This window comes from Pyrobaculum ferrireducens (assembly GCF_000234805.1).
GTDB lineage: Archaea > Thermoproteota > Thermoprotei > Thermoproteales > Thermoproteaceae > Pyrobaculum > Pyrobaculum ferrireducens.
Genome location: NC_016645.1, coordinates 2,227,370 through 2,245,745, shown reverse-complemented (window position 1 = coordinate 2,245,745; position 18,376 = coordinate 2,227,370). Strand labels below are relative to the sequence as shown.

The 18,376-nt window shown below is 57.3% G+C and carries 23 protein-coding genes and 1 CRISPR repeat array; of the genes, 17 read left to right on the top strand and 6 right to left on the bottom strand.

The genetic code is table 11. The features are described from left to right. Genes P186_RS12575 through P186_RS12565 form a run of 4 tightly spaced genes read left to right on the top strand, consistent with a single transcriptional unit; the run spans position 1 to position 3,007 of the window. Positions 1 to 1,320 (top strand): 3-hydroxyacyl-CoA dehydrogenase, encoded by a 1,320-nt coding sequence (locus P186_RS12575; protein ID WP_476748450.1) that lies wholly within the window; start codon positions 1 to 3, stop codon positions 1,318 to 1,320. 15 nt (positions 1,321 to 1,335) lie between these two features. Next, positions 1,336 to 1,731, top strand: a complete 396-nt coding sequence (locus P186_RS14645; protein WP_338050691.1) for a Zn-ribbon domain-containing OB-fold protein — start codon at positions 1,336 to 1,338, stop codon at positions 1,729 to 1,731. Between the two features lie 40 nt (positions 1,732 to 1,771). Then, entirely contained in the window at positions 1,772 to 2,176 is a 405-nt protein-coding gene (locus tag P186_RS12570; RefSeq protein WP_014289892.1) for a translation initiation factor IF-2 subunit beta, read from the top strand. Beyond that, on the top strand, positions 2,177 to 3,007 hold the full coding sequence (locus tag P186_RS12565) for a DMT family transporter (RefSeq protein WP_014289891.1): 831 nt from the start codon (positions 2,177 to 2,179) through the stop codon (positions 3,005 to 3,007). Here the strand turns inward: P186_RS12565 and P186_RS12560 are convergent. From P186_RS12560 to P186_RS12540, 5 genes are all read right to left on the bottom strand, one after another. Then, positions 3,004 to 5,370 carry a tRNA(Met) cytidine acetyltransferase TmcA gene (locus P186_RS12560; RefSeq protein ID WP_014289890.1) on the bottom strand — a complete coding sequence of 789 codons (2,367 nt, stop codon included), beginning with the start codon at positions 5,368 to 5,370 and terminating at the stop codon, positions 3,004 to 3,006. The genes P186_RS12565 and P186_RS12560 overlap by 4 nt on opposite strands. A 189-nt stretch (positions 5,371 to 5,559) precedes the next feature. Beyond that, on the bottom strand, positions 5,560 to 6,195 hold the full coding sequence (locus tag P186_RS12555; protein WP_014289889.1) for a PD-(D/E)XK nuclease family protein: 636 nt from the start codon (positions 6,193 to 6,195) through the stop codon (positions 5,560 to 5,562). An 84-nt stretch (positions 6,196 to 6,279) separates the two neighbouring features. Further along, complete coding sequence (locus P186_RS12550; RefSeq protein WP_014289888.1) at positions 6,280 to 7,083, bottom strand: MqnA/MqnD/SBP family protein; 804 nt, start codon at positions 7,081 to 7,083, stop codon at positions 6,280 to 6,282. Positions 7,084 to 7,109: 26 nt separating this feature from the next. Then, positions 7,110 to 7,928: an EamA family transporter gene (locus P186_RS12545; protein ID WP_014289887.1), complete on the bottom strand. Its 819-nt coding sequence runs from the start codon at positions 7,926 to 7,928 to the stop codon at positions 7,110 to 7,112. A gap of 42 nt (positions 7,929 to 7,970) precedes the next feature. After that, entirely contained in the window at positions 7,971 to 8,453 is a 483-nt protein-coding gene (locus P186_RS12540; protein WP_014289886.1) for a helix-turn-helix domain-containing protein, read from the bottom strand. Positions 8,454 to 8,524: 71 nt separating this feature from the next. On the opposite strand from P186_RS12540, the gene P186_RS12535 reads away from it, so the two are divergent. From P186_RS12535 to cimA, 13 genes are all read left to right on the top strand, one after another. Beyond that, complete coding sequence (locus tag P186_RS12535; protein WP_014289885.1) at positions 8,525 to 8,890, top strand: HEPN domain-containing protein; 366 nt, start codon at positions 8,525 to 8,527, stop codon at positions 8,888 to 8,890. After that, the gene (locus P186_RS12530; RefSeq protein WP_014289884.1) at positions 8,872 to 9,228 is read left to right on the top strand and encodes a nucleotidyltransferase domain-containing protein; all 357 of its coding nucleotides are present in this window, start codon (positions 8,872 to 8,874) and stop codon (positions 9,226 to 9,228) included. The genes P186_RS12535 and P186_RS12530 overlap by 19 nt, the downstream gene beginning before the upstream one ends. Positions 9,229 to 9,438: 210 nt before the next feature. Next, positions 9,439 to 9,636 (top strand): hypothetical protein, encoded by a 198-nt coding sequence (locus P186_RS12525; protein ID WP_014289883.1) that lies wholly within the window; start codon positions 9,439 to 9,441, stop codon positions 9,634 to 9,636. A 241-nt stretch (positions 9,637 to 9,877) separates the two neighbouring features. Continuing rightward, a CRISPR array of direct repeats spans positions 9,878 to 10,648; the repeat unit is 25 nt; unit sequence GTTTCAACTATCTTTTGATTTCCGG. Positions 10,649 to 11,000: 352 nt separating this feature from the next. Next, positions 11,001 to 11,378 carry a hypothetical protein gene (locus P186_RS12520; protein WP_014289880.1) on the top strand — a complete coding sequence of 126 codons (378 nt, stop codon included), beginning with the start codon at positions 11,001 to 11,003 and terminating at the stop codon, positions 11,376 to 11,378. Between the two features lie 319 nt (positions 11,379 to 11,697). Next, complete coding sequence (locus P186_RS12515) at positions 11,698 to 12,339, top strand: AAA family ATPase (protein ID WP_014289878.1); 642 nt, start codon at positions 11,698 to 11,700, stop codon at positions 12,337 to 12,339. Then, positions 12,326 to 12,490, top strand: coding sequence for a hypothetical protein (locus P186_RS13925; protein WP_158307151.1), 165 nt, complete (start codon positions 12,326 to 12,328; stop codon positions 12,488 to 12,490). Before P186_RS12515 ends, P186_RS13925 begins: the two co-directional genes overlap by 14 nt. Beyond that, positions 12,459 to 12,680: an ATPase gene (locus tag P186_RS12510; protein ID WP_014289877.1), complete on the top strand. Its 222-nt coding sequence runs from the start codon at positions 12,459 to 12,461 to the stop codon at positions 12,678 to 12,680. The genes P186_RS13925 and P186_RS12510 overlap by 32 nt, the downstream gene beginning before the upstream one ends. A gap of 21 nt (positions 12,681 to 12,701) precedes the next feature. Then, on the top strand, positions 12,702 to 13,355 hold the full coding sequence (locus P186_RS12505) for a uracil-DNA glycosylase (protein WP_014289876.1): 654 nt from the start codon (positions 12,702 to 12,704) through the stop codon (positions 13,353 to 13,355). Then, positions 13,352 to 14,197, top strand: coding sequence for a DMT family transporter (locus P186_RS12500; RefSeq protein WP_014289875.1), 846 nt, complete (start codon positions 13,352 to 13,354; stop codon positions 14,195 to 14,197). Before P186_RS12505 ends, P186_RS12500 begins: the two co-directional genes overlap by 4 nt. Before the next feature lie 42 nt (positions 14,198 to 14,239). Continuing rightward, positions 14,240 to 14,641 carry a PaaI family thioesterase gene (locus P186_RS12495; protein ID WP_148683246.1) on the top strand — a complete coding sequence of 134 codons (402 nt, stop codon included), beginning with the start codon at positions 14,240 to 14,242 and terminating at the stop codon, positions 14,639 to 14,641. A 77-nt stretch (positions 14,642 to 14,718) separates the two neighbouring features. Further along, positions 14,719 to 14,913 (top strand): antitoxin VapB family protein, encoded by a 195-nt coding sequence (locus tag P186_RS12490; RefSeq protein WP_148683071.1) that lies wholly within the window; start codon positions 14,719 to 14,721, stop codon positions 14,911 to 14,913. Then, positions 14,898 to 15,269, top strand: a complete 372-nt coding sequence (locus P186_RS12485) for a type II toxin-antitoxin system VapC family toxin (protein ID WP_014289872.1) — start codon at positions 14,898 to 14,900, stop codon at positions 15,267 to 15,269. The genes P186_RS12490 and P186_RS12485 overlap by 16 nt, the downstream gene beginning before the upstream one ends. A gap of 24 nt (positions 15,270 to 15,293) precedes the next feature. Beyond that, positions 15,294 to 16,940: a citramalate synthase gene (cimA, locus tag P186_RS12480; RefSeq protein WP_148683070.1), complete on the top strand. Its 1,647-nt coding sequence runs from the start codon at positions 15,294 to 15,296 to the stop codon at positions 16,938 to 16,940. Here cimA and P186_RS12475 read toward each other — a convergent pair. Next, complete coding sequence (locus tag P186_RS12475) at positions 16,907 to 18,346, bottom strand: putative sulfate exporter family transporter (protein ID WP_014289870.1); 1,440 nt, start codon at positions 18,344 to 18,346, stop codon at positions 16,907 to 16,909. The two genes, cimA and P186_RS12475, sit on opposite strands and share 34 nt — an antisense overlap. Positions 18,347 to 18,376 lie beyond the last annotated feature (30 nt).

The window sequence follows — 18,376 nt, the reverse complement described above, 5'->3', positions numbered from 1 at the left end:
ATGCCTCGGGTAGCTGTTATAGGCGCCGGGACAATGGGCCACGGCATTGCTGAGCTTTTCGCAATCGCTGGCTACGAGGTTAGTCTCGTAGATGTTTCTCAAGACATCCTAAGTAAAGCGTTGAGAAATATCGAGGAGTCGCTGGTAAAAATAAAGGAAAGAGGGCGCTTAAAGGAGGATATACAAACTATTCTTGCCAGAATTAAGCCCATAGTGGGAGATGTGTGTAGAGCTGTTGAGGGGGTTGAGGTGGTGGTGGAGGCTGTGGTGGAGGATATTGAGGTGAAGAAGAGAGTTTTTGCTGAGGCTGATCGTTGCGCGCCGCCGGAGGCTATACTAGCCACAAACACCTCCTCACTTCCAATAACAGAAATAGCCGAGGCAGTGAAGCCAGAAAGAAGACCAAGAGTGGTGGGAATGCATTTCTTCAACCCACCACCACTAATGCCACTGGTAGAAGTAATTAGGAGTGGCTATACTAGCAGTGAGACGGTTAATAGGGCTGTGGAGTACGCGAGGAGGCTCGGCAAGGAGCCGGTTGTTGTTAATAGGGACGTTCCTGGTTTTATTGTCAACAGAATTTTGGCGAGGGTAAACGAGGCGGCGTGCTGGATGGTGGCGAGGGGGGAGGCCACTGTCCAGGAGATAGACTCGGCCCTCATGTACAAAGCCGGGTTGCCCATGGGCGCCTTTATCTTGATGGACTACACTGGGATAGACGTAGTCTGTTTTATAGGCGACGCCATGTTGAAACGAGGCTTCAAAACCCATCCATGCCCCGTAATCACTGAGAAGTGTCAGCAGAAGAAGTATGGTGTGAAGACTGGTGAGGGTTTCTACAAGTACCCAGCTCCGGGTAAATTTGAGCGGCCAAATATACCAAAGGAGCTTGGCGACAAGATAAACCATGTGTTGTTGCTCGCCCCTACGGTGAATGAGGCGGCTTACCTACTTAGAGAGGGTATCGCCACTAGAGAAGATATTGACAAGGCTGTTCGTCTTGGTTTAAACTGGCCTAAGGGGCCGCTGGAATACGCAGACGAACTAGGCATAGACACCATAGTAAAAGCCCTAGAAGAGTGGGTTAATATGGGGTTGGGAGGTTTCGCGCCGGATCCCTTGCTGTTGCAAATGGTGAAAGGGGGTAAGCTTGGTAGGAAGACTGGTGAGGGTTTCTATAAATATGCTGGGTCTGTCGTGGCGGCGGTCACTGAGACCCTTGAGAAGATGTATGGCGAGTCATTGAAGCAGTTAGATATGCTAATTTCATCTACTGGGTTGCCTGTCTATAGAGATCCGAGAAGTGGAGCGTTGTTGTAGGTAGATGTGAGGGAGATGAGACTTAGATTTACGCTTTCGGTGAATAAGCTAGAGAAATTTGTAGAGGGGCTTCAACAGGGCAAGTTGTTATACACACAGTGTAGGAAATGCGGCGCTAAGTACTTCCCGCCGCAGATAGACTGTCCAAGGTGTAAGGCGTCTGATGTGGAGTGGCGTGAGGTTAGTGGAGTGGGAGAGTTAATTACATGGACTGTGATTAACGTAAAGCCGGGTAGCTTCTCTCACCATAAAGACTACATTGTTGGTATTGTCAAGATGCCGGATGGATTTAATATAACTGCGTGGGTAGATACCGATCCCAAAATCCTGAAGCCCGGCATGAAGATGAGGCTAGTGGTGGATAGGAGGCCGGGGGAGAACTACATTACATATTGGTTCAAGCCGGCGTAGTTTTTCATAATTTTTATAAATGGTGTAGATTTCCCCTTTCATGGATAGCGAGTATGTCGCTCTTCTAGATCGGGCGTACAAGCTGGTGGCGCCTAAGGCACAGCGCAGGGCGGAGATACCGAAGATCGAGGTGGAGAACATGCCCCGGAAGACGATAATCCTCAACTTTGGGCAGATTGCTAAGAGGCTCAACAGGGATGTGTACTTTATTGCTAAGTTTTTCCAGAAGGAGCTCGCGGTGCCGGGGACTCTAGAGGGGGACGTCTTTACGCTTCACGGCGAGAAGTCTCCCAAGGTTGTGGAGGCCGTGTACGAGCGTTTTATTAGGTACTACGTGGTGTGTCCAGTATGCAACTCCATAGATACAGAGCTGAGGAGGGAGGGGAGGATATTCGTAATGAGGTGTCTCGCCTGCGGCGCCTCTACCCCCGTTAAGCCGCTCTAAATGGACGTCGCGGGACTGGCCGCCGTCTTCACGGCGGCGGTCATCTGGGCTCTTGTGATCTTCCTATACAAGAGACATATGGAGTCTCTAGACGCCGCTGTGGTGAACTTCTCCCGCCTGTTTTACGTCTCGGCTCTTATGTGGCCTGTCCTGATACTTGCGAAGCCATCGGCCGGCGTGTGGGCGGCGGTGGCGAGCGGCGTCTTGACGTTGTTCATAGGCGATAGTGTATACTTCTATGCAATACACAGAGTGGGCGGCTCGGTGGCGGCTCCCATCACATATACCTACGTGGTGATAGCTCAGTACTTCGCCCTACTCCTGGGGGAGAGGGTTACCCCCATGTTAATAGTGTCCTCTCTGCTGGTGGTGCTTGGGGTCGGGTTGCTGGCCAGGGGAGGCGAGGCTAGGGTTAACGTTGCCGGTGTCGCCTCAGCCGCGGCGGCGGCGTTTATGTGGTCTCTTGGGATGACAGCCGTAAAGCTTGCCGCCGTGCAGGGCGTGCACCCCACCGCAGTTGCCTATCTCAGAGCGCTGTCCGCCTGTCTATTCATGGCGCTTTACCTCGCGGCGAGGGGGAGGCTGAGGGTTGTCAAGTCGCCGCTTTTCGCCGCGGCGTCTCTCCTGGACCTCGGCCTCGGCTCGGCGCTGTTCGCCTTCTCAGTAGAGAGGGTTGGCTTAGCCCTCTCCACAATACTTGTCTCCGTGTCGCCCCTCATTACCCAGCTCTACGCGAAATTCACCGGGATAGAGCCGCTGAGCCCGAGACAGATGGCCGGCGCCCTGGCTATATTCCTAGCAATTGCAGTGGCGATGGGCTCCCCGTCCTAGTCCTTGCCCTTCACCGTGCCGACGACGAATAGGGGTACTTCAAACTCGCCGCCGTAGTAGTAAAACAGCAGGACTTTAACCACTTCTCTCAAAATAAGCATCAGATCTCCCCTCCTCACTCCCGCGGCCTCGGCGGCCTCCTTCCAAGGCCTTGCCTGGAGCACTTTGCTAATTAATATGCGCACGGCGGCGTCCGGGAGGGTCGGCCTCCTCTTCTTCGACGAGTAGAAGTACTGCGTGGCTAGCATATATACGGCGTCGGTGACATTTTCATACGTCATGGGGCCGTAGGCATAGGCAACGAGTCTGTCAAGCTGGTTTTTAGATAAGGCGGGCGCCCCGTCCACGTCCCATCCCCAGTCCTCTAGAAGTAACTGAACTTCTGTGGGCAGGAGATCGGCGTAGGGCCCCATGAGCGAGTGAATGAGGCGGCGCCTAAACTCCACATTGGCGTACTTTACAAAAGCCTCGGCCATATCGTTCAGCGGCTTTACAAGCAAGACGCTGTACTCCCCTGAGGAGGGATTGCGCTCCGGGGAGAGGTGAATCGGCACGTAGCCGTTCCGCACCCAGAACTTCAAGAGCCGGTCGTACACGCCGAAGCCCACGCCGACGTAGTCCATGCCCAGCTCCCTAGCCTCCTCCTCGATCTTCTGCAACATGATTGTGCCGAGCCCCATGTCCTGTAGCTCTGGGTGTGTGGCGATTCTCACTATGCGCCACCCCTTAAGCTTTGCGAATTCGGGGAGGCGCCAATACTTGAGAAATCTATCAGGTATAATATTGCCAGGTAGCTTCAGCCCCCTCAGCGCCTGGTCTATCGAAAGGTCGTCGAGCCCGCCCTCGTAGGCCAGCTCTACCGACACCACGACTTTCCCGTTTGGGAGGGCGAGGGCGCGGGCGGTGTGGTGGGGGGCATCTAGCAACATCCCGAGGTCGTCGGGCTCGTTGCGGTAGTGGGCCTGGACGTATATGCCGAAGAACTGTCTAAAAAGCTCCTCGCTCTTCATGATGTCCTCCTCCTTTAGGTACACCACCTCCCTCCTCTTGACGTACTCAAGATCTTCTGGCGCCACCTTGGCGGGCTCGGCGTTTAGGAGGAAGGTGTCGAAAAGCCACTCCTCGACGGGATCCCCCCTGCCGTACCTAATCGGCTCCTCCATTTCGTAGAGGTGTACGTCGGTGTCTTTAGACTCTCTTAGATACTTCAAAAACCTTATAGAGAAGCCGCGCCCCGCCCCTTCGTAGCCGTGTATCGTCGTGGCGAACACCAGCTTGTCGAATTTCCTATGCACGGCGTACAGCACGGGGAGGGGCACCGCCGCGGCCTCGTCGATGGCAACTATATCGGCATTTTCCCGCTTGAGCAACATGTATGGCGTCACCACGTCGATGAAGATGCCTCTAGCCTTGATGGCCCGTATCTCGCCCCCCTCCTTCTCAACGCCGGGCTTGTAGCCTAGGGCCTCCAGCCCCCTCAGCGCGAATTCTAGAAGCGTCTCCAAGTTGCCGTACTCCATGGCGCTAACCACGATCTGCACCCTGGCCTTGGCCTTCCTCAGCTTGTGGCCAATGCCGGCCAGCCCCAGCCCCAGCGCGGCGCTCTTGCCCCTCCCCCTGTCGGCAATTACTACGAGTACCTGCTTCCTCTTAGGCCTCTGGTAGAAAATCTCAAAGAGCTTCAAGACCTCTACCTGGTCGTGGGTGGCGGCGAGTTTGTAGATCTTAAGAGGGAGGACGGCCTTCTCGGGCGGCGCCGGCTTCTTAGGTTCATACGGCTCCACCTCCTCTATGCCCGATGATTTAAGCAACTCCCCGCGATCTACGTCGTATACTATTATTCCTCTGTGGGTGTAGAGGCTCCGCCAGAACCTCTCCTTTAATCTGTGTCTAATGTCGCTGGGGGTAAACTGCGGCACCAGCAAGGTGGATTGGAACTTGGTGACGTACCTCCGCCACACCTCAAGCGGCGGCACCATTAGCACGTACAACCCCCCGCCTCTAACCACGCCGCCCAGCCTCCCCACGTCATTAGGCTTCAAGTCGTTTACCAAGTCCAGGACTGCGAAGTCGTAAGTCGTCCCGAGGAGCCTCGGCGTGTCTTTATATGGCCTGAACTCCACCTCCAGACCCGTCCCCCCCAGCACGTCTCTAACGTAGTTCATCCGCTTATTTGCGTCGGCGAACTCCGGCTGGAACATGTAGAGCCCAGTGCCCCCGCCGCCAGCCGCCTCAAAGCCCCTCAGCGCCTCTCCCACGGCCTCCGCCAGCCTCCTATCGTCAGAGCCTACAAGCACTAAAAGCCTTCTATGCCTCGCCGCTCGCGCTTTCTCAATCTCACCCTTAACAATATCAAAAATCACGACGCTGGAAGTGCCCCACTATATATTTTTGGAACCGGCATCGATCCCACACGCTCCATCGGCGGCCCAGCAACCAGCTTCAACGCTGTAGCACCCAACCCCCCCCAACGCCTCTACGCCACCAAACAGCGATAGCCCCCACTTCATCGCCAACCCTAGGCAATGGGCAGATCTTAAAGCCAAGATAGATTATTCAATAACGGCGCCGTACACCGCGTCTATTCCCAGTTGCGCCGCCCTCTCCAGCGCCTCTTTGTCTATATTCACCGCCACGATTATGAGGCGGTCTGCCTTTCTGCCGAGTATCTTCTCCACCGCCCCGGCCTTTTGGGCGAACCACTCAACGTCTTCAAGCTCTGCATGCGACTTCACCTCCAAGAGATAAGTCCTCCCGTCGTGGATATAGACGTCGACCTCGATCCTCGCCCCCGGCTTCAGATAGCGGCCGTCTACGTCGGTGTAGACGAATTTTTCCACACGGCCGGGCTCAACCCCCCTCTTCTCAAGAGCGTCGCGGTAAATTTCGAGAACAGTACGCTCCAAATCCCGGCCCCACCTACGGCCAAGGGAGCCCATAGCCACCTTAAGCTCAGCCACAGCCTTGGTCAACTCGTCAAGCCGCCTGCCGTGTTCCTCAACTCTCTTGGCTAGCTCTGCTACTGTCTTGCCTAGCTCTTCTATTCTTTTGTTTGTCTCTTGGAAGCCGGTTTTCATGTACTCGGCTAGGGCCCTTACGGCGTCGGCCATTTCCCTAAGCTCCTCAGACCTAGCCCTCCTAACAGCCCTCTCCACAACCTCCTCAAGCCTACCCCAGTCGAGACTCACGAACGTTACAGATCGCGACGTTATAAATCTTGAAGGTGTGTTGCTCAGGTTAGTGGGCTTATCAGTGTTGTGTTTAGGTGCTGTTTAAATGTATTCTGGATGACATGCCGGGACGTGTCCCGCCTTGTGTGCACGTATGAGTAGCTCCTCCACTGCCTCTCTGCCTCTCTGACCCATGTCGCGGGTATACGCATTTACATACATGTCCACGAAACGCGCCGTTTCTTCTAGAGTGAGGCCCCGCGAGAACTTCTGTGCGTATCTCAACGCCTCAACGCGGTTTTCGTCTGCATATTTAATAGACTGGGACAAGGCTTCAGCCACGGCCTTCGCTGTCTGGAGCCCCAGTGCCTTTCTGACCACGTCAAGCCCCAGGGGGGTGGGAAGGCCGGTCTCCTCCCTCCACCACTCGCCAAGGTCAATTACCTTCTTCAACCCCAGGCGCTGGTAGGTTATCTGTCCCTCGTGTATGAGGACCCCCGCGTCTACGACCCCTGCCCTTACGGCGTCTATTATCTTGTCGAAGGGTATTTCCACAGTCTTTACGTGGGGGAGCGCCAGTTTTGTGAGCAGGGCGGCGGTGGTGTAGCGCCCCGGCACCGCTACGTACTTAATCTCGCCCCCCTCTTTCGCTGTAACGACTACGGGGCCGTATCCCTCTCCCATGGAGGCGCCTACCGACATGACGTAGTACCTGTCGCAGATGTAGGCTAGGGCGTGTGTGCTGACGGCGCTCACGTCGAGCAACTCCTCAAGAGCCAGTCTGTTGAGAGTCTCGATGTCGCTTAGAAACTCTACGAATGGCATGGGCATCTTCACCGCGCCTGTCGCAATGCCGTAGAACATATAGGCGTCGTCTGCGTCTGGGGAGTGGGCCACCTTCAGCATGGGGTCTCCGGGGGAGGTGATTTAAATCACTTCTTTGCCGCCACCACCGCGGCCGTCGAGATGAGGATATATGCCGCCGCCGTCATAAAGCCGGGAATACGTCCAAACAGAAGGAAGTCCCACAACGCGGCGAGCACGGGCTCCACCGACGCGATTACTGAGGCCCTAGATCCCTCTATCTTCGAGACTGCGGAGGAGAATAGGCGGTAGGGCACCACTGTGCCCAGCACACCCATGTAGAGCCCCGCCAGGGCCGTCTGGGGGGCAGGCGGCGCTGCCGTGGCGTGGAGAGACGCCAGCAGAGCCGGGGTTGTGACGACCAGCGTGTAGGGCATGGCGCCGTACGAGGCGTCCGCTCCATAGCCCCTCCTAGCCATGAGGCGGGCCGCCGCAATGTAGAGGCCGTACAAGGCGCTGGAGGCGAGCCCCGCGGCTAGGCCCACCGGGGAGAGCTCACCCCGTGCAGATGCGTAGATCATCAACACAACTGCGGCGAGGACCAGCGCCACTCCAGCCGCGCCCCGCGGAGTCGGCCTCTCTCCGAATGCCACAAGGGAGGTGGTCGTCCAGAGGGGGGCAGTGTAGAGAAGATACGCCGCCGGACCAACGCCGGCCAGGAGAGCGGCGAGGGGGTAAACCGTGAAGAGCCCTCCAAGAAGCAAGCCGGGCACCAAGCCGCGCCGAGTCGGCCAGCCAGCTACCGTTATGGAGATAACGGCGGCTACGAGAGACCGCAAAAAAGCCAGCCAGATGTAGTCTCTGCCGTATTGGGCGGCTACGCCCAGGGTGGACCACAGAGCCGCCGCAGCTACCACCTCGACATAGGCCCTGCCGGCGGCGCTCAAGGCCCCGCACAGCTAGCGGAGCTCACAGAGGTCTGTAGACGGCTAAAACTCCTCATCTGCCCCCCAGGACTCCCATCCAGATTCTCCGCCCGCTTCGGCGCCCTCCTCCACAGCCTCGTCCGTAATCGCCGGATATCCCTCCCCCAGGGCGGCGCTGTAAAGCCAGAGGTCTAGAATGCCCATGGCCAGGAGGGCCGGGAGTATCGGCTCGACGGGGGCCAGCACCTCATCGGCTCGCTGAACTTCGCCGGCCTTTCTCAGATGTGCGGCTTTTTCAAGCCGCTCCTTGACCTCCCTCCGCCACTTGTACAACACCTCCCAACCCCTCTCGGTGAGGTAGTAGGCAGTCTTCTTCAGAATGAGTCCCCTCTCCCGGGCCTCCACGAGGCCGTGGGCCATTAGGGTGTTGAGCACCGCCTCCACGTCGTGTAGAGGCATATCCACAGACCTAGCCACCTCCTCCGCCGTCTTGCCGCCCTTGGCCAGAGCCTCAAGCACGAGGTAGTACTCGCCCCTAAACTCCACGACAATGGGGGATACCCGCTTTTTAAAATCTTGTTGCCTAGAAAACTTTTATTACCGGGGCGGGGCGATGCGTGGATGTGTTGAAAGAACGCGCCTTGCAGTTTTATGAAGAGGCTAAGTTCGCCGTTGAAAGGGGGTTCTGTGAATTAGCCTTATTTAATGCAGAACAGACACTCCACCTATTGTATAAGAGGGTGGGGGACTTCCCAAAGACTCATTTTCTGCGTGGCTTGGCTGATAGGTTAGTGGAGATCTATGGAGATAGGTGCGGCCTTGTCCATCTTTTCACTAAGTGGAGGTATGTGTTAGCTCTGCTGGAGTATGCCTATATCTCCTCGCGTTATCTTCCTTTTAGAGCTAGGAGGGGGGACTGCGAGGAGGCGTTGAAATTTGCAGAGGAAGCGCTGGCTGTTTTCAAATGTCTAGAGAGTTTATAGAATTGTTGAGACGCCGGGCGGAGGAGAGGAGGCGCATTGTGGAGAATCTCGAGGAGTACCTCAGGAGGGTTAGAGACGCGGCGAGGGAGCTGGACCCAGACGCCAGGGTCTATCTATTTGGTAGCTATGCCCGGGGGACGCCGAGGCCCGACAGCGATGTTGACATACTTATCGTGTCCGATGCCTACGGCGGGGAGGCGAGGCGCGCCGTGGAGATGATTCTACACATAACCGAAAGAGTTGGGGGCGCGGGGGTGTTTGAGCTCCACGTCGCGACTCGGGAGGAGTTCGAAAACTGGCACCGCCGCCTCATAGACACCTACAAAGAGATATTTTAGATAGCAAAGATTGTAGATACGGTGATGTGAAGCGGCTGCAGGCGGATACGTGGCGAAGATGGGAAGAGCTGACCCACTCCTCTCAAACCCCAGTTCAAAGATTTCGCATCTCGGGTATAATTCTTGATAAATGTGAATAGGGAGAGAACTGGCGTGGCTTGAGGAGAGGTAGCGGTCTGGGAGGGCTGAACTGTTGGTGTTGTACAGCATGTGGGGAAGACGGAGATTTTAAGGCGGTTTATAGAGGGGAAGAGGTGTCTCTACTTCTTGACTTCGGTGAGGGATAACCTCTACATGCATAGCGGAGTTTCTAGAAAAGTCGAGCCGGGAGGCCTGGGGGAGCCCCGATCTACTTTGCTAAGGAGGTGGACAGGCCGCGTCTGGTCATTGACGAATTCGGCTACCTAGTGGAACTATACCCCCCTTCTACTCTCCGGGCGTCTCGGGGAGGGGGGCGCGGGGCCCGGGCGGGCGCTGTGGCGCGCCCGGGCGGGGCCGCCCCTTCGGCAGGCGCGGATTATACACAGCGTCGCCTCCCGGAGCCCTCGCGGGAGGCGGGGCGGGCGCCGGCTTGCCCATGACCGTAGAAACACATCCCCAAATTGTGAATTAATGTATGGCGTGTGTCTATCAGCTCGGCATTAGTAGAGTTTCATCTATCTTTTGATTTCTGGTCCCCACAGTGCGCCGCCCGCGCCGCGCCTGCGAACCGCCTCGCGTTTCAACTATCTTTTGATTTCCGGTGTGAGCATATTACCGCCAGCTTTACCGTTCTCTAGACCGATCCAGTTTCAACTATCTTTTGATTTCCGGATCACGTTCACAGATCAGCTTGAGGACGGGTCCCTGGCTACGTAGTTTCAACTATCTTTTGATTTCCGGTCGGATTTTTAAACCGCGGAGCCACGGGAGCACATGCCCAGAGTTTCAACTATCTTTTGATTTCCGGCTTGACAAACCCAGGCCCCCCCGGACCCCGACATTTGTGTTTCAACTATCTTTTGATTTCCGGAGGCAGAGGGAGGTGTGGGTGCTCATATGAGCTACACCACCATCAGTTTCAACTATCTTTTGATTTCCGGAGAAGCTTAACGCAGTCCACGAGAAGAAGGGGGAAAGGGTGGGAGTTTCAACTATCTTTTGATTTCCGGCAGTTGCGTGGGCCAAGCTCATGGACGTGTTCAAAGTTGCTAGGTTTCAACTATCTTTTGATTTCCGGGGTGAAGAGGCTCGTGGAGCTGATACAAAACGCCAAGGGGAGGTTTCAACTATCTTTTGATTTCCGGTCAGACACGTCTTGAGGAGACTCGCGGAGGTCCTCCGCGGGGCGTTTCAACTATCTTTTGATTTCCGGGTAAGGGGCGAAACATTTATAAACCCCCAAATTCCAAATAGGTTTCAACTATCTTTTGATTTCCGGGGCTGGTTTTTGCGGTTTTTGTGTGTTTTTAAGTTTTTCGTCTGTTTTTTGTCTCTTCGGTGGACGCTTTTGGGTAGCGCCTTACATTCATATATTCCGCTGTGTGATTTAGCCGCACGCCATTCTTCGCAGTGGCGGCGGGCTGGATGCTTAAGAGACGCCCAAACCCAGCGCCGTTCTTCGCCGCGCCGTGCACATGTTTATATGTTTGTAAACGGGGCTCTGGACATGTAAAAATGGTTAAATGTGCGGAATTCCAGGGGGGTATGTTTGGGGTTGGAGTGAGGGTGTTGGAGACAGCGGCTCAGAAGGCGCGGGTGGCTGAGGGCGCATGTTGCCAGTACAGAGCCATATGTACCTATACATAGGGAGGGTTGATATCGGCGGTGTCTCTGGCTACATGTGGATTCTGGGGTTGAGGCTCTACGTGAAGCTGGGGTGGCGGCCGAGGGACACGGTTTATCTAGGCAACCTCTCAGACCCCCTCTCCGTGGCTCTGCGGATCAGGCGCCTCGCCCCCAGGCCGGTTGACGTGGGGAGGCTGGCGTATGTAGTGGCCAGGGCGCTGGCCGCGGCGCGTTACGTGGCGGAGCGCTGCCGGGACAGCCCGAGGTGGAGGATAAGAACCTGGGAAGCCCTAGCCCTCATCGACGAGGCGACCTCCGCAGTTGCAAACGCCTGGCCCCCCACGGCGGGGGTATTTTGGAAAAGGCGACGCCGGCGCTGGTGAGGGAGGCCCCGCGGGGCAGATTGCTAGGCGAGAGGGCGGGGTACATGCTACGAGGGCTTGGGGTGGATGTGGGTGGCCGAGCTGTTGCCCTCCCGGCTGCCTAAGCTACAGCCCGGCGCCGTCGTGGGTGAAGAAGCCGGTGTAGGCAGGACGTAAAACGCTCTGCATTTTACCTGACCCTGCGCCGTACGCTCTTCTTGAATCAGGAAAAAGGTCTGATGTTTAGTCGGGAGGGGTGTACGACGCTCCGCATATCTTAGAACTGACAACGCGCCACGATAGTTGAAAGAGGGAGATACCGAGGCCAGTTCCAATAGATTTGGAATCGATCAAGGCGAGTTCGGTACAGCTTGACACAAGATGGGAACCCCGCCTCCTGGGGCCTCTCGACAAGATGATGTTCGATGACGTAGAGACGTGGGAGATTGTAGTGGAGCTGGGCCGGGGGTCGTCTCCGATCTCCAGAGGGCGTGGGACGAGGAGCTGTCCCGCCGGGGTTTTTCCTGGTGCTATGCGGCTCTTTGTGCCGAGGTACGGGTTTGTGGACGCTGTGAAGGTCTGGGCGGCGTGCCGCTGTACCTCGCCCAGTTCGACGACGGCGGGAGCTTCGAGGAAGGCGGTTTTCCGGGAGGGCTCCCTCCTATACGACGAGGGTTACTTCCTCCTCCGAGAGGAGTTGTGGGAGCCCGCCACTTACCTCTCTATTCTCAAGTATATAGCTCTTGGCTACAGCTCCCTGGGGAAGCTGGCGGGGGCGCTTGGCATGGACAAGACTAACCTCACCAAGTACCTATCTGCGCTGGAGATCCTCGGCTTTGTGAAGCATGTTGCGCCCTACGGCCAGAGGCGGAAGGGGGTCTACCAGGCGGCGGATAACTATACGTGGTTCTGGCTGAAGTTCGTACTCCCAAACCAGTCTGACATGGAGCTGGGGGGTAGACGCGGTGGTGGAGAGGATTAGGCATGAGCTGGAGATGCGCCTAGGCCTCGTGTTGGGGGAGCTGACGCGGCGGCTGATAGCAGAGGGCGTGATCCCCCCCCCCCTTCAAGCCCAGCTACGTATGCCAGTGGGGGGGGGGCGTGCAGATAGACGTGGTGGCGCTCGACGATAGAAACGCCTTGTTTGCAGAGGTCAAGTGGGGGAGAGCCACCACACGCGACCTAGACGCGCTTATAGAGAAGTCGCAGAGGGTGGACGTGGGCCGCCGGAGGCGGCGTTACTTAGTAATCGCGAGGGAGGGCGACGTGGAGGGCCTCGTAGACTTCAACGCCATAGACAGGCTGACGGCTCCCATATTTTAAAGGTGGGTTCGCGGCCTCTCTGTGGACTGGTACAGTGACTTCGTCGCGCGCCTCACGGCGTGTCAAAAATGCCCCAGGCTCGCGGCGTACAGAGCATCAGTCAAGCCTTTGAAGAAGTACAGCGGCCAGCCCTACTGGGCCAGGCCCGTGCCCCCGTGGGGCGATCTGAAGGCGAGGGTCATGGTGGTGGGCCTGGCGCCGGCGGCGCACGGCGGCAATCGGACTGGGAGGATGTTCACTGGGGACCGCTCCGCCCAGAACCTTTTCAAAGCCCTCCACCTCCTCGGCCTCTCCACGAGGCCGTACAGCATATCGAGAGACGACGGCGTGGAGCTGAGGTGCGTCTACATAACCTCGGCGGTGAAGTGCGCCCCGCCGAGAAACCGCCCCACACAGAGCGAGGTGGAGAACTGCGTAGCGTGGCTCCGGGAGGAGATAGAGGCGGTGAAGCCCAGGGCCGTAGTCGCCCTCGGCGCGGTGGCGTGGGGCGCCGTGCTGAGAGCCCTGGGCGCGGCGAAGGCGGAGTTTAGACACGGAGCCGCCGTGGATCTGGGCGGGGTTAAGATATACGCCTCCTACCACCCAAGCCCCCGGAATATGAACACCGGGAGGCTCTCCGCCGAGGATCTGGCCGAGGTGCTGAGGAGAGCCGCAACCGAGGCGGGTTGTATATGAAGGGGCGGGGGCTGGGCCTCCTACTCGCCACTATCTCCACAGTGTCTTGGAGCACCAACTACTTGGTAGGCAGGTACCTAGCCTCGGGCGGCGTCGATCCCCTTGCCCTCTCCGTTGCTAGATTTGCCCTGGCGACACCTGCCGTATTTGCCCTAGCCCGCTTCCCGAGGTACAGGGGAGGGCTCGCCCTCCTTGCGGCGCTGGGGCTTCTCGGGGTGGCGGGGTTCAACATATTCCTCTACAGCTCCCTAGTCTACATATCCGCCGCCGCGGCCTCTCTATTCGTGGTTCTAGCCAGCCCCACGACCCAGCTGTTGCAGGCTTTGCTACACCGCGAGGCGCCGGGCCGCGGGGCGTTGCTGGGCTCCTCCGCCTCATTCGCAGGGGCGTACCTCATCCTCGAGCCCTACATCACAATAAAGTCGTTGCTGGGCCCCGCCCTGGCGATCCTCGCCACGTTGTCCTGGTCGCTCTACACAGTCCTGGTTAGGCGGGTGTATAACCTCTACACCCCCGCCGAGGCCATGGCATGGATCTCCCTCCTCGGCACTCTAGCCATGTCGCCGCTGGCCGCCTACGCAGACTACCGCGCACTGCTGACCCCCATACATGCCGCTCTTGTAGTATACATCGCGTTAATCCCAGGGGCGGTGGCCTACACGGCGTGGAACACCGCGGTAAAGCTGGCAGACCCGCAGTCGGCCGCCTCGCTACTGCCGCTGATGCCTGTAATCACCACCGCGCTCTCCGCCGTCCTCCTCCACGAAGGCCTCAGCCCCCTCCAGACAGTCGGCATGGCCCTCGCCATTGCAGGAGTCTACATGGCCTTAAGAGTTAAATAGCCGCCTCATGTAAACGGCGTGGGGCTTAGGTCGGTGCTCGCCATGGGGGTTGACCGCATTAACGAATTTATCCACAAGGCCGAGCCCATAACAGCCTTCCTCGGATACAGGCTGGTGGAGCTGTCCGAGGGCCGTGCATGCGCCGAGCTGGACGCCGGCGAAAACGCCCAGAGGGTAGGCGGGATGTTGCACGGAGGGGTAATCATGACGGCTCTAGACGAGACCATGGGGTTCGCCGCCTTGACGCTTAACGACGGTGACGATCAGGTGACGGTGGAGCTGAAGGTGAACTTTCTAGAACCCGGCGTGAAGAAGCCCTTCAAAATCTGCGGACAGGTTGTGAGGCGGGGCAACCGCATAGCAGTGGTCGAGGGCGAGGTGAGAGACGCCGACGGCAGGTTAATAGCAAAGGCCCTCGGCACCTGGTACTACCTCAAAAAATAACCCACGGGACACCGGCGCCGAGGCAGGTAGCCTATTACAAGCAAGTGATGTTTAAATTTTGCAGTTGCTAATTGTATGTGAGTACGACAATTACAATTTCCCGGGAGACCAAAGCCTTGCTAGAGGCATTAAAGGGGAGCAAGACATGGGACGAGTTCCTCAGAGAGCTGGCCCAAGAAGCTGTAAAGAGACGCAGAGAGGATGCCAGAAAGGCGCTGGCGGAGTTGCTGGAAGAGGAGGCTGTGGAGAGAGCTAGATGGACAAGGTACTAGTAGACACCGACGTTGTTATTGAATATATAAAAGGCAGGCTTGAGCTCGGCGACGGAGTTTTCTACATCTCCGAAATCACACTGTATGAGCTACTCAGAGGATTTGCAGATGTGGAAAAGTCAAAAAAGCTCTTAGAGGACATCTTTGTGGTTGTGTGGAACGACAACGCAATTCTCCAGAAGGCGGCTGAGATATACAGAGAGCTTAAAAGCCGCGGCGTTACGATAAGCGACGCCGACATTATCATAGCCGCAACAGCAATTGTGAAAAACATCCCCCTGTGGACTAGAAACGTAAAACACTTCGCCCCCCTCAAGGAATACGGCCTTAAGCTATACAGCGGCGCCCGCATGTAGCGCGGCGGGGGCCAAAATTTATAAATCCCCCGCTTCTTATATAGCCATGCCGGGGATTATGTAGAAGTTCTAGACACAACCCTCCGCGACGGCGCCCAAGGCGCCAACGTGTCCTTTACCCTCCAGGACAAGATAAACATCGCTCTTAAACTAGACGAACTGGGGGTAGACTACATCGAGGGCGGCTGGCCCTACTCAAACCCCAAAGACTTGGAGTTCTTCAAACTAATGAAGGAGTACCCCCTCACCAGAGCCAAACTGGCCGCCTTCGGGAGCACGCGGCGCAGAGGCCTAAGGCCCCATCAAGACGAGAGCCTCAACTCCATAGTCAAGGCAGACGTCCCGGCGGCCGTCATATTTGGCAAAAGCTGGACGCTACACGTCGACAAGGTGCTTGAAGCCACGAGGGAGGAGAACCTGGCGATGATTGCAGAGAGTGTGGAGTATCTAAGGCAACACGGCATGGAGGTGATATACGACGCGGAGCACTTCTTCCAGGGCTACCAGGAGGATCCAGAGTACGCCCTCGCCACGATAGAGGCGGCGTGGAGAGCCGGGGCGCGGGTGGTGGTGCTGGCGGACACAAACGGCGGCACGCCGCCCAACGAGGTGTATAGAATAGTGCAGGAGGTGAGGCGGAGGTTTCCAAACATGCCCCTGGGCGCCCACATGCACAACGATATTGGATGCGCCGTCGCCAACACGCTGATGGCCGTCGCCGCCGGGGCGAGGCACGTGCAGGGCACCATCAACGGAGTGGGGGAGAGGACGGGCAACGCCGACCTCGTGGCTGTGTTGCCCACCCTAGAGCTGAAGATGGGTTTTAGAGTTCTCCGGGACGAGCCGCCCCCCGCCAAGTACAGCAAGCTGAGGGAGGTCTCCCGCCTGGTGTACGAGGCGCTCGGCATGGCGCCCAACCCCTACCAGCCCTACGTCGGGGAGTTCGCCTTCGCCCACAAGGGCGGCGTCCACGCAGACGCGGTTATGAAGGTGCCTAGGGCCTACGAGCACGTGGACCCGGCCCTCGTGGGCAACAGGAGGGTTTTCGTCGTCTCTGAAATGGCGGGCGGCGCGAGCGTGGTGCTCAAAGCCGCGGAGGAGCTGGGGCTGGAGCTGGAGAAGAGAGACGAGGCTGTGAGACGCGCGCTGGAGGAAATTAAGCGCATGGAGAAGGAGGGCTACTCCTTCGACCTAGCCCCGGCCTCGGCGCTACTCATCCTCATGCGCCACCTCGGCCTCTACACAGAGCGCTTCCAGTTGCTAGAGTGGAAGGTGGTGACGGGCCCCAGCGAGCACTCCTACGCATTTGTGAAGGTTAGGGTCGGCGAATCCGTCCGGCTGGAGGCGGGGGAGGGCGTCGGGCCTGTCCACGCCGTAGACGTCGCTCTGAGGAGGGCGCTGACGGCGTCCTTCCCGGAGCTTGTCGACGTGGCGCTTAGCGACTACAAAGTGGTGTTGCCCACCGCTAAGAAGAGCACGGAGAGCGTGGTCAGGGTCTTGGCGGAGTTTAGAGACGGGCAGAGGATGTGGAGAACAGTGGGGGTTTCTACAAATATCGTGAAGGCCTCTATAAAAGCCCTCACAGACGGCTACGACTTCGCCCTCCAGATAAAAAACGGGTGGGGAAAAAAGCCTATTTACTTGGGGAAGAAGGACGTGCTTATTAAATAGGCTAGGCCGATAATTATCAACAGGGCGATGCCGTAGGCGATGAAGAGGTTCCAAACCCTGTACTGCTTCATCAAGCTAAACCTAGTGTTTATCCCAATAGCCACAAAGGTCAAGCCGAAGAGCAACACGCGGAACGGGTCAGTGCCCCTATTAACCACCACAGGCACCACGGCCTTAGTAGCGGCGTCCACTGGGTTCTGTTGAGAGGCGTATACGGTGCCCGCGAGGTGCATGATGAGGAGCGACACCACAATAGAAGTAAAGAAGTATCCCAAGACAAACTTTGGAAATCTAAACCACAACTCCAGAGGAGAAGGCCTCCTCCTCTCCACACCTGGATTGGCCTTAGCCTCTACGCCGGCTCTCTGAACGGCGGCGGCTCTCCTAGTCTCGACAATAAACACCCAGATTAAGGCCAGCACGAAGGCTATGACCCCAATCCATATGTCTATCAGCACTTTAGACATAACGCCTACGCTAAGCGGAACATCGCTACCCACCCCCCTCGCCACTATCTCAGCGGAGGCGGCGGCGGCGCCGTCTGTCTTGACGGAGAGACCCATCCACGCCCCCGCGGCCGCCGGGCTCATAACACCAGCCTTAACTAGAGAAATCCCAACCCAGGGCAGTATGACAAGCTCCACCGCCGCGTATATTAAAATCGCCGCCGAGACCATGGTGGGGTAGATGGCAGGCGCGCCGATGGCACCGGCCGCCGCGATAGAGGCCGAGACGCCGCAGACGCCGACCCCAACCGCGGCCACGACACTGAGGTCTGTATTTCTCGTAAACAGCCTAAATATTGGAAATGCGAGAAGCATAAACACCGGAAATGACATCAGCACCATAGTCAAAACGGCGCCGCCGTACCTAATCCAGTCAGTAAACAAGATCTTAGCGCCGAGGAGCACAATCGCGGTCTTTATAAACCACTCCCCCCTGGCAGAGCCCAGCAGCCACTGAGGCACCCTGGGCAAATTCCCCAGCAACATCCCTACAAACAGCGCCAGGGTAAAGGCAAACTCGGTGGTAACCACGTCGGCAATAGGCTTGTAGCCGATAACAAAGGCGCATAGCCACCAAAGCCAGTAAATTATGGAAAACCCCTTCACCCAGTCGCCGAACTTAACGCCGATCAACTTTGCCGGGCCCGCCAGCAACAGCATCAACACAAGCCAAGCCACCACTAGGTTAACCCACGGAGAGCCAAACACAAGTTTTGGATTAGGAACAGCGAAGGCTTTGCCGGGGTCAGTCCATTTAGTCCACATGGGCACCCACCCCAGCGCATCGGCATACGTCCAAAATCCAATAAATGCGTAAAAGAACAAAACAAGTCCAAGCCACAGCGCCCACCAATCTTCCTTCTTCCAAAGAGAACTCCAGTCAATTTTTCCGGTTGACATGTATATTATCGTTCATTTTAGTTATTTATA

What these genes read in the sequence shown, in the direction of transcription:
- P186_RS12520 (WP_014289880.1), top strand. Translation starts at nt 11,001, where the DNA reads ATGTACCTATACATAGGGAGGGTTGATATCGGCGGTGTCTCTGGCTAC.
- P186_RS12500 (WP_014289875.1), top strand. Translation starts at nt 13,352, where the DNA reads ATGAAGGGGCGGGGGCTGGGCCTCCTACTCGCCACTATCTCCACAGTG.
- P186_RS12575 (WP_476748450.1), top strand. Translation starts at nt 1, where the DNA reads ATGCCTCGGGTAGCTGTTATAGGCGCCGGGACAATGGGCCACGGCATT.
- P186_RS12530 (WP_014289884.1), top strand. Translation starts at nt 8,872, where the DNA reads ATGTCTAGAGAGTTTATAGAATTGTTGAGACGCCGGGCGGAGGAGAGG.
- P186_RS12495 (WP_148683246.1), top strand. Translation starts at nt 14,240, where the DNA reads ATGGGGGTTGACCGCATTAACGAATTTATCCACAAGGCCGAGCCCATA.
- P186_RS12485 (WP_014289872.1), top strand. Translation starts at nt 14,898, where the DNA reads ATGGACAAGGTACTAGTAGACACCGACGTTGTTATTGAATATATAAAA.
- P186_RS14645 (WP_338050691.1), top strand. Translation starts at nt 1,336, where the DNA reads ATGAGACTTAGATTTACGCTTTCGGTGAATAAGCTAGAGAAATTTGTA.
- P186_RS12565 (WP_014289891.1), top strand. Translation starts at nt 2,177, where the DNA reads ATGGACGTCGCGGGACTGGCCGCCGTCTTCACGGCGGCGGTCATCTGG.
- P186_RS12475 (WP_014289870.1), bottom strand. Translation starts at nt 18,346, where the DNA reads ATGTCAACCGGAAAAATTGACTGGAGTTCTCTTTGGAAGAAGGAAGAT.
- P186_RS12550 (WP_014289888.1), bottom strand. Translation starts at nt 7,083, where the DNA reads ATGCTGAAGGTGGCCCACTCCCCAGACGCAGACGACGCCTATATGTTC.
- P186_RS12570 (WP_014289892.1), top strand. Translation starts at nt 1,772, where the DNA reads ATGGATAGCGAGTATGTCGCTCTTCTAGATCGGGCGTACAAGCTGGTG.